At 66.2% G+C, this 9632-nt stretch carries 1 protein-coding gene; it reads right to left on the bottom strand.

Annotated elements, in window-relative coordinates:
- Positions 1-3676: 3676 nt before the first annotated feature.
- Positions 3677-8944, bottom strand: a complete 5268-nt coding sequence (locus tag GLA29479_RS13840; protein ID WP_144436522.1) for a DUF7507 domain-containing protein — start codon at positions 8942-8944, stop codon at positions 3677-3679.
- Between the last annotated feature and the right edge of the window lie 688 nt (positions 8945-9632).

Here is a 9632-nt window from a genome sequence, read left to right as displayed (position 1 = left end):
CCCTTGTGGTCGTAGTCGAAGTTGGTCAGGTCGTCGCTGAACTCGGTGAAGTTGTAGCCCACACCGACGCGGAAGTTGCGGCCGATGTCGCGGTCGACGCCGATCAGGAAGCCTTGGCGATCGCCGCCGTCCTTCACGCCCAGCCAGCGGTACTCGGCCAGCGCATGCCAGGTTTCGGCGAACTCGTAGCGGGTCTGCACCGCGGCGAAGGTGGTCGCCGAATCGGCCCACTGCCCCTCGAGACGGCCGTAACGCACTTCGCCTTCGCGACGCGCCAGCTTGCCGGCGAATTCCCAGTGGTGGTTCGGGTTGTAGATGCCTTCCAGCGACAGGATCTGGCTGCGCTGATCGTAGAACGCCACGTTGTCGCCGATCTGCGGCAGCGCCGACACGTCGTACAGATACGTGTACTTGCCCAGCAGCGCGTACTTGGTGCTGTTCCACGGCCGCCAGGCGAAACCGACGTTGCCTTCGATGAACTTGGCGCCGGCCTCGGCGTTGATCTGGTCGGTGGTCTTGGAGTAGTTGAAGCGTGCCGCGATACGGAAGCTTTCGTTGATCTTGTGGGTCAGGTTGTTGGTCGTGACCCACTGCTCGCGACGCTCCGCACCGGTGTCCTCGCGCCATTCCAGCTTGCTCTGCCACTGCGTCGCGGCCGAGGTGTGGCCGCCGCTGAGGCTGACCGCACGGCGATCGACTTCGCCGATCTCCTTGTCCAGGCGTGCGCTCTGCAAGGTGAAGCCCAGGTTCCAGCCCTGGCTCGGATAGAAATCCATGCCGTAGGTGTGGGCCAGACCGGATTCGTTCGGCGCCTTCAGGAATTGGCTCTCGTTGTACATGCTGACCTGGTTCGACAAGCGCCAGCGCTGGCCGAGGGTCCAACCCGAGTTGAGGCGGTTGTTGAACAGCGGGTCGAAATCGGTGCGATCGGTCGAGTAGGTGTAGCTGCCGTAGACCGTGTGGTCGGGCTGGATGCGGTACTCGGCGTTGATCTGCGCCGCGTCGCCGCGGTCGCCGGTGGTCAGCTCGGCGCCGACGCTCGACAGGTTGCCGAACACGTACTTGCCGCCCAGGGTGAAGGCGTCGTTGTCGGCGTAGCGGCCGTTGTCGTCGTCCAGGGTGACCTGGGCGGTGCCGTACAGATCGAAGCTGCTGCCGAAGCGGCGCTTGTACTGCAGGGCGCCCAACACGCCGGCGGCGTCGAGGGTGGCGCGGTTTTCTTCGACGCGACGGATTTCCGCGGCCCAGGTGGTCGAGTCGCTGATCCGCCATTCGCCGGTCAACTGCGCCTGGGTCAGCGATTCGCTGCCGCGTTCGGCGCGGCTGTAGCGGCCGTAGATGTTGAAGGCCGGATTGAACTGGCCCAGCACCTCGAACCCGTGCTCCTGAACCTCCTGGCCCAGGTCGTAGCGCGAGATCGAGAAGCCCGGATCGACGCGACGCCACCAGGCGCCGGCCGACCAGTCCAGATTCGTCCAGCCCAGCTCCTTGAAGTTGGCGCGCGCTTCCACCGAGCGCGCCGTGCCCTTGCGCTGGTCGAGCCCGGAGTTGATTTCGTTGAAGCTCAGGCCGCCGTTGTCGGAGAAGAAGATCGGCGAACTGGTCGACTCGGTCTGGCTCTGCTCCAGCTTCAGGTAGGTGCCGCGACCGGCCTGCAGGGTCAGGTCCGCCCCTTCAAGGTGTAGTCGTCGCCGGCGCGGTTTTCGTCGACATAGGTCGCGCCCAGCGCGACGTGGTCGCCGAACCAGTGCTTGCCGCGGAAACCGGCGGTGACCGAGTCGGCGTCGAAGCCGTTCGGAATGAACTCGTAGTCGACCAGCAGCACCTGGGTGAAGCCGGTCCGGGGGCGTGTCGCGGGTCAGGGTCGGGATGTTCTCGCGGGTCACCTGCGCCAGCGGACGGGTCAGCAGGATGCGGCCCTGCATCTCGTCGATCTCGTAGTCGGCGCCGCGCACCAGGTCGACCCGGTTCTCGACCCGGCCGGTCGTCGCATCGCGCACTTCCAGCACGATCTTGTCCGAGCCCGGCAGCACGTCGGTGTGCTTGAGGTAGTACAGGCTGCCGCCGGTGCCGATGAACTCGTTATGGCCGGGCGCGGTCTGCGCCTCGGAACCGAACACCCGCAGTTCGCTGCCCGGCTCGCCGAGCACGGTGCTGCGGCGGCTGCGCCAATTGAGCGCACCGCCGTACAGCGAACGGCTGTATTGGCCGTATTCGGTGCCGGTGATGCCGGTCTCGAAGTTGCCCCACAGCGCCTGGCTCTTGTCCCAGTCGACGCGGACGTACAAGCGGCCCATGGTGTCGACGTCGCGGTAGGTGGTCGAGTCGTCGCCGTAGACCGGGTAGTACAGGTCCGGATCGAGGCGGCGGAAGATGTCCTGCGGGTCGGCCTTCCAGAAGCCGTTGAACAACTGGCTGACCTCGCGTTCGCGCGTGTCGGCCTGGGCGGTGACCAGGTACTTGCCCTTGATCTTGCCCTTCAGATAGAAGCCCAGGCGGCCTTCGAGCAGAAAGCTCTTATCGAAATGCTCGTCGCCGGCCAACGGCTCGATCGAACCGGAGGTGCTGCCCTTGGAGGCGGTCACATCGGCGATCGCGACGGCGAACATGTAGCGCCCGCTGACGTCGATGTCGAGCTTGTGCTCGATCTCGCCGCCCTCGCCCTTCAGGCGCAGGTCGTACTCGTGGCGGCCGATCGGCTCGAGGTATTCGGCGACCAGCTTGCGTTCCAGGTCGACCGGGAAATTGCGCCCGTTGATGGTGACCGAGTAGTTCTCGGGAATGTTGCGGCCCTGGATACGGATGCGCGAGCCGTAGATGCCGATGTTCTGCTGGCGCAGGGTGCTGCTGCCGAACACGGCTTCGGTCAGGCTGTTGCGTTGCGCCTCTTCGATGCCGAGCGAGGTGCCCTGCTTGCGCTCCATGGCGTTGCGCATGGTCTGCAGGCCGCGTTCGGCCTCTTCCGGCCGCACCAGTTGCATGCGTTGCGGATAGGTCTCGTCGACGCTGCCGTCGGCGCCGTAGGCACGCACCAGGTACAGCAGTTCGTCGCCGGCACGCGCTTCGTAGCCGGCCGGCAGGGTGCCGTCCCATTCGGCCTCGCTGATCGCCCCGACCGGCAACTCGACCTTGGCCAAGGGATCGACCAGGTCGGTGTCGCTGGCGCGGTAGATCAACACTTCGGCGCGCTGGATGAACGAGGCATAGTTGTTGTACGCATAGAAGCGCACCGGCTTGAGCACCTTGGTGCCGTCGAACGAGACCAGGCTGGTGCCGCTGATGTTCATCTCCGGACGGCCGAGGGTGGGATCCTCGGTCGCCCAGATCACCCCGCCGTTGGGCAGGCTGACCGACCACTTGCCGATCGCCACCGCCTTGCCCGGCTGCTCCAGCGCCACCGACACGCGGCGGTCCGGCTGCAGGGCTTCCGACGAGGATTTCGCCGTCGTGCCCTCGGTGACCGGCTTGCTGTAGCTGCGCGTACGCAGCTTGAACAGCAAGCCGTCTTCGCCGCTGCACGCGTCTTCCGTGCACTTCACGGCTTCGGCAGGCCCTTCGGTCTGGGCGGCGGCCTCTTTGGTGGACTCCTGCGCAGTCGCCAACGGGGCTGCGCCCGCCAGCAAGCTGATCAGGGTGTAGTCCAGCAATTTCATCTTCATCTTCATGATCCGCCCCCTCAATTCCGCTTCACGTCGACAGGGGCGGTCGGATCGTTACTCGACTCGACTCGCACCTTGGCGCGCACTTCGGGGCTCAGTCGTTGGGCCAACGCGTCGTAGACGGCCTTGGCGCGTCGCATGCCGAGCGCAGTGTTGTATTGGTACGAAGCGCGCACGTCGGTGTGGCCGACGATCGCGATGACGCCGCCGTGCATGCGCTCCAGCGCAGCCGCGACCTTATCCAGCAGCGGCTCGAACTCCGGACGGATGGTCTCCTTGTTGGTGTCGAACAACACCGTGCCCAGCAGCGCACCGCCTTCGCCCAGGCCGACGATCAGCGAACCCGGGTCGTCGGCGTTGCCGCGCACGCTGACCTTCAGCGCCTGCAGCACGTCGGCCGGCAATTGCTTGACCAACTCGGCCTTGACCGCCGAAGCCCGATCGAACGCCAGCGACTCGCCATCGCCGTTGGCGCTGATCACCACTTCGCCGCCGCGGTGTTGCTTGATCTGCGCGGCCATCTTCTCGATCGCCGGCAGGTACTGCGCACGCACCTCGGCGCTGCCCGGGGCGAAGAACACTTCGCCCAGTTCCATCTCGATCTGCTCCTCACCGCCTTCGATCAGCCCGGCCGGCAGCTTGACGCCCCAGTCGAAGCGGACCGGCAGGCCCGGGGTGACGCGGCGCGTCAGCGGGTTGTCGGTGGTGAACACGCTGCCCGGCGGCAGGGTCGACGGATCGACCTTGAGGATGAAATTGCGGCCGCGTTCCAGGGTGCCCACGTCCACGCCCTCGAGGTGATAGCGGCCGTACTGGTCGGTCTCCATCAACAAACCCTCGATCGAGGCGATACGCACGCCCGGGATACCGCGTTCGTCGACACCGGTGTTGCGGACGATGTAGTCGACCACGTAGCCGCCTTCGGTCGGGCTGACCCGACGTTCCACCGTCGGGGCCGCGCCACTGAGGTTCTTGGCCGCGTCGCCGCTGCGCTCGATCCGGGTGGTACCGGCCGCATCCATCCGCACCGTCACGCCCTGCTTGGTGGTCAGCGCGAAGTCGTCGGTGAAGCTCAACTCCTTCAGGCGCTGGCTGATCACCACGCGGTGCGCGTCGACCGGATCGGCGTCGGACTGACGGGCCGAGATGCCGCCCAACACGATGCCGTGCAGCATCGGCGAGCTCGCGTCCGGTTCCGCCTTCGGACCGGTGCCGCGATCGACCGTAGTCGAGTTCGGCACGTAAGCGTCGGCAGCGAAGCCGCCCTGGACCCGCGCGTCGTCGATCGCCGCGCTGTCCTGCCAACCGTCGCCGTCGCGGTCGTCGAACACCGTGCCCAGGATCAGGGCGTGGTCGAGCAACGGATCGGCGATCAGCTGCACTTCGGCGGTGGCCACGTTGGAGACGATCTTGCCGTTGTCGCGCATCAGCGCGCTGTTGGAGTGGATGCCCGCGCGCACGCCGGCGCCGACCCGCAGCAGGTAGGTGAACGTCGCGCGCTCACCGGCGGCGATGTCGACCTGGTCGACCTGGATCGGATAGGTACCGACCAGGCGACCGACGCCGTCGCGATCGGCCACCGACAGCGAACCGTCGACGAAGGTGAAGCCCGCAGGCGGCGTATCGACCAGGGTCGCATCGATCGCATCGACGGTACCGGTGTTCTCGACCGTGACCGTGTAGCGGACCAGGTCACCGATCTTCACGTCGCGCGGCGAGGCCTGCTTGATCACCCGCAGGGTCGGCGGCGGCGCCACCGTGGTGCTGGTGGCGCAGATGCCCACGCATGCCGGGTTGTCCGTACCGGTGCCGACCACGGTGTTGTTCACCGTCTCCGACGCCTGCGCGTTGACCTTGGCCGTGTAAGTGACCGTATAGGTGCCCGGCACCGTACCGGCCGGCAGCGTGCACACCAGCGGGTTGGCCGCATTGCAGCTATAGCCGGCCGCACCGGTCACCGCGGTGAAGTCCAGACCCGTGCCCAGGGTATCGGTCAGGGTCAGGGCATTGCGCGTCGGCGCATTGGCCACCGTCGTCGTCAGCGTGTAGGTGATCGTGTCGCCTTGCGCCACCGGGCCGGCCGTACTGGCCGACTTCGCGTAGCTGACCACCGGCGGCGCGACTTCGGTCGTGACCGAGCAGCCCGCATTGCTGCAGCTCGGAGCGTCCGTACCGGTGCCGACCACCGCATTGTTGACGCTGCCACCGGCCTGGCCGTTGACCCGCGCGGTGTAGGTCACCGCGTAGCTGCCCGGCACCGTACCGGCCGGCAAGCTGCACACCAGCGGATTGGCCGCATTGCAGGTGAACGCACCCGCGCTGGTCACCGCGACGAAGTCCAGACCGGACCCCATCGTGTCGGTCAGCGTGGTCACGCCCGTGGTCTGCGCGTTGGTCACCGTCGCCGTCAAGGTGTAGGTGATCACGTCGCCGACCACGACCGGACCGGCCGTGCTCGCCGTCTTCTCGTAGCTGACCGCCGACGCCGTCACCGGCGTATCGGTGGTGCAGGTGCCGGTGCAGGTCGGGTTATCCGTGCCCGTGCCGACCACCGCATTGGTCACGTTACCGGTCGCCTGGGCGTTCACACGCGCCGTGTAGGTCACGGTGTAGACGCCCGGCACCGTACCGGCCGGCAGCGTGCACACCAGCGGATTGGCCGCGTTGCAGCTATAGGCGCTCGCCGGGCTCTGACCGGTCACCGCCACGAAGTCCAGGCCAGCGCCCAGCGTGTCGGTCAGGGTCAGCACACCGATGGTCTGCGCGTTAGCCACCGTCGTCGTCAGGGTGTAGGTAATCACGTCGCCGACCACCACCGGACCGGCCGTGCTGGCGGACTTGGTGTAGCTGACCGTCGACGGAACCACCGGGGTGTTAATGGTCGTGGTGCAGGCCGGATCGGTGCTGCCCGCAGGACAGACGGTGCTGGTCGAGGTTGCGGTGTTGCTGATCGAACTGGCAGACACGTCGGCCGCGGTCACCGTATAAGTGCCGACCAGGGCGCAGGTGGCGCCCGGCGCGACCGATGCACAGGTCGTACTGCTCGGGGTGATCTTGCTGTCGTTCACCACCACGTTGGTCAGGTTGCCGCTCGCGCTGGTGTTGGTCACCGTCACCGTGTAGGTCAGCGTGTCGCCCAGCGACACCGTGCCCGAACCGTCTTCGTCGGCATTGCCCGTCATCGCCTTCGCCAGGGTCTGGCTCAGCGGCGTCACCGGCGTGTTCACCGTCGTGGTGCACGCAGGATCGGTGCTGCCCGCCGGGCAGGCCGGGCTGGTCGACGTCGCGGTGTTGCTGATCGAACCGGCGGTCACATCGGCCGCGGTCACCACGTAGGTGCCCGTCAGCACGCAGGTCGCCGTCGGCGCCACCGTGGCGCAGGTGATCGTGCTCGGGGTGATCTTGCTGTCGCTCACCACCACGTTGGTCAGGTTGCCGCTCGCGCTGGTGTTGGTCACGGTGACCGTGTAGGTCAGCGTGTCGCCCAGCGACACCGTGCCCGAACCGTCTTCGTCGGCATTGCCCGTCATCGCCTTCGCCAGGGTCTGGCTCAGCGGCGTCACCGGCGTGTTCACCGTCGTGGTGCACGCAGGATCGGTGCTGCCCGCCGGGCAGATCGCACTGGTCGAAGTGGCGGTGTTGCTGATCGAACCGGCGGTCACGTCGGCCGCGGTCACCGTGTAGGTGCCGATCAAGGTGCAGGTACCGCCCGGAACAACGCTGGCACACGGCGTCGTGCCGCCCGTCGGCGTGATCTTGCTGTCGCTCACCACCACGTTATTGAGATTCGTGGTCGTACTGGTATTGGTCACCGTCACCGTGTAGGTCAGCACGTCGCCCAAGGACACCGTGCCGCTGCCGTCGTTATCGGCATTGGTCATGGTCTTGGCGATCGTCTGGGTCGGCGGAATGTCGTCGTTGACGATCGTGCAAGTCGCGGAAACACCGTTGGCCAGGGTCAGGCTGTTGCCCGACAAGGTGCCCGCGGTGCAGCTCCAGGCACCGGCGGTGTAGCCGGCCACCGACGCTTCCGTCAGCGTGTAGACGCCGGCGCTGACCGGTGCACTGGTCACTGCTGCATCACCGCTGATGCCCGTGATCGTGGTCGGGCCGGTCGCGGTCAGCGGGAAATCGCTGATCGTCGCGGTGCCGCCGCTATCGTTGGTCACCGTCTTGACCAGGGTCAGCGTCGCCGCCTGGTCGTCGTTGACGATCGTACAAGTCGCACTCACGCCGTTCGCCAAGGTCAGGCTGTTGCCCGACAAGGTGCCCGCGGTGCAGCTCCAGCTACCGGCGGTGTAACCGGCCACGGCTGCTTCCGTCAGGGTGTAGACGCCGGCGCTGACCGGTGCATTGGTCACCGTCGCCGTGCCGCTCACGCCGGTGATCGTGGTCGGGCCGGTCGCGGTCAGCGGGAAGTCGCTGATCGTCGCGGTACCGCCGTTGTCGTTGGTCACCGTCTTGACCAGGGTCAGGGTCGCCGCCTGGTCGTCGTTGACGATCGTACAAGTCGCACTCACGCCGTTCGCCAAGGTCAGGCTGTTGCCCGACAAGGTGCCCGCCGTGCAGCTCCAGGCGCCGGCGGTATAACCGGCCACGGCTGCTTCCGTCAGGGTGTAGACGCCGGCGCTGACCGGTGCATTGGTCACCGTCGCCGTGCCGCTCACGCCGGTGATCGTGGTCGGGCCGGTCGCGGTCAGCGGGAAGTCGCTGATCGTCGCGGTACCGCCGTTGTCGTTGGTCACCGTCTTGACCAGAGTCAGGGTCGCGGCCTGGTCGTCGTTGTTGATGGTGCAAGTGGCGGTATCGCCGAAGGCGAGCGTCAGGCTGTTGGAAACGACCGGGGCGCCGCCGTTGACGACGCAGCTATAGGTGCCGGCGGTGTATCCGCTCGGGCCGCCCGTTTCAGAGAGGGTGTAGCTGCCCGGGCTGACCGGAGCATTGGTGACCGCGGTGGCGCCAGTGACACCGCTGATGGGGGTCGGGCCCGCCGCCTGCAGCGTCCAGGCCGTCGCAACCGCGGTGCCGCCGTTGTCGTTGGTGACCGTCTTGACCAGGGTCAGGGAGGCCAGGATCGAGTCGCTGTCGGTCGCGCTGTTACACGGGGGATTGGCGACGTTACAGGTGGGGTCGGTGACCCCGGAAGGAGGCGTCACGCTCGCGGTGTTGACGGCCTGCTGAGCGTGCACCGGATCCGCGGTCAGCAAGAGGGAGGCCGCGAATGCGACCGGCATGATCATGCGACGGCTGAAGGCTGTCGCGAGGGCTTGGAATTTGGCGATCACGCTGTTTGCTCCCCGATTGCCGTCGTGCCGAGCTCGTTGGCACGCGACGTGTTGCTAGCTAAGTGTTCGAAAATGCTTCCCCGACCCCGACTGCCCCCGTCGCCCGCTCTGGCGCGACTGCCGCCTGCATCGCAGGCGGCCACTCGACTCATCCTTCACATAAGTGAATGGATGAGCCCAGATTGGAGGGAGGAACGGACACGGACATGCTCAGTGCGGCTGCAAAAACTGTGCCAGCCGTCTCACTTTTATGAAATCTGAAGATCTAGAAAAGCGGCCCGGTCTGGATGTGCCCCAGAGCGTCACTTTGGTTACTAGCGGCGCCAGTTCGCGCCAGTCGGGCAAAGTGGACGGGAGAGCTAGGCCTCCCCCGCGAATGCAGCAGAGCGGCCGGCCGCGCTTGAGCCGGCCTGCGCCGCAAATTGTTTCAAATGAAACTTTTGTCTCGGTCCCGCGTCGAGCCATATCCCTCTCCCCCTCTGAGAGTCCTATCGCTACAACTCGTTAAAGCCCCAAACCCCTGTCCGAAGACGGGCCGATTTCGACGAAATCAGCCCTTCGATAGTTAGTGCACTTCCCACCTTGCGCTTAACGATCTACTAACCTCATCACTCATTAATGTGACGATAAACACAGATTGCCCGGGAGTCACGGAATTTCGGTGACCGCTTGTCGGTTGTAGGCCTGT

It is taken from the genome of Lysobacter antibioticus, from assembly GCF_001442535.1.
In the GTDB taxonomy this organism is placed as follows: Bacteria; Pseudomonadota; Gammaproteobacteria; order Xanthomonadales; family Xanthomonadaceae; genus Lysobacter; species Lysobacter antibioticus.
The sequence above is the reverse complement of the archived record's forward strand: the minus strand, read 5'-3'. Positions and strand labels throughout refer to the sequence as shown.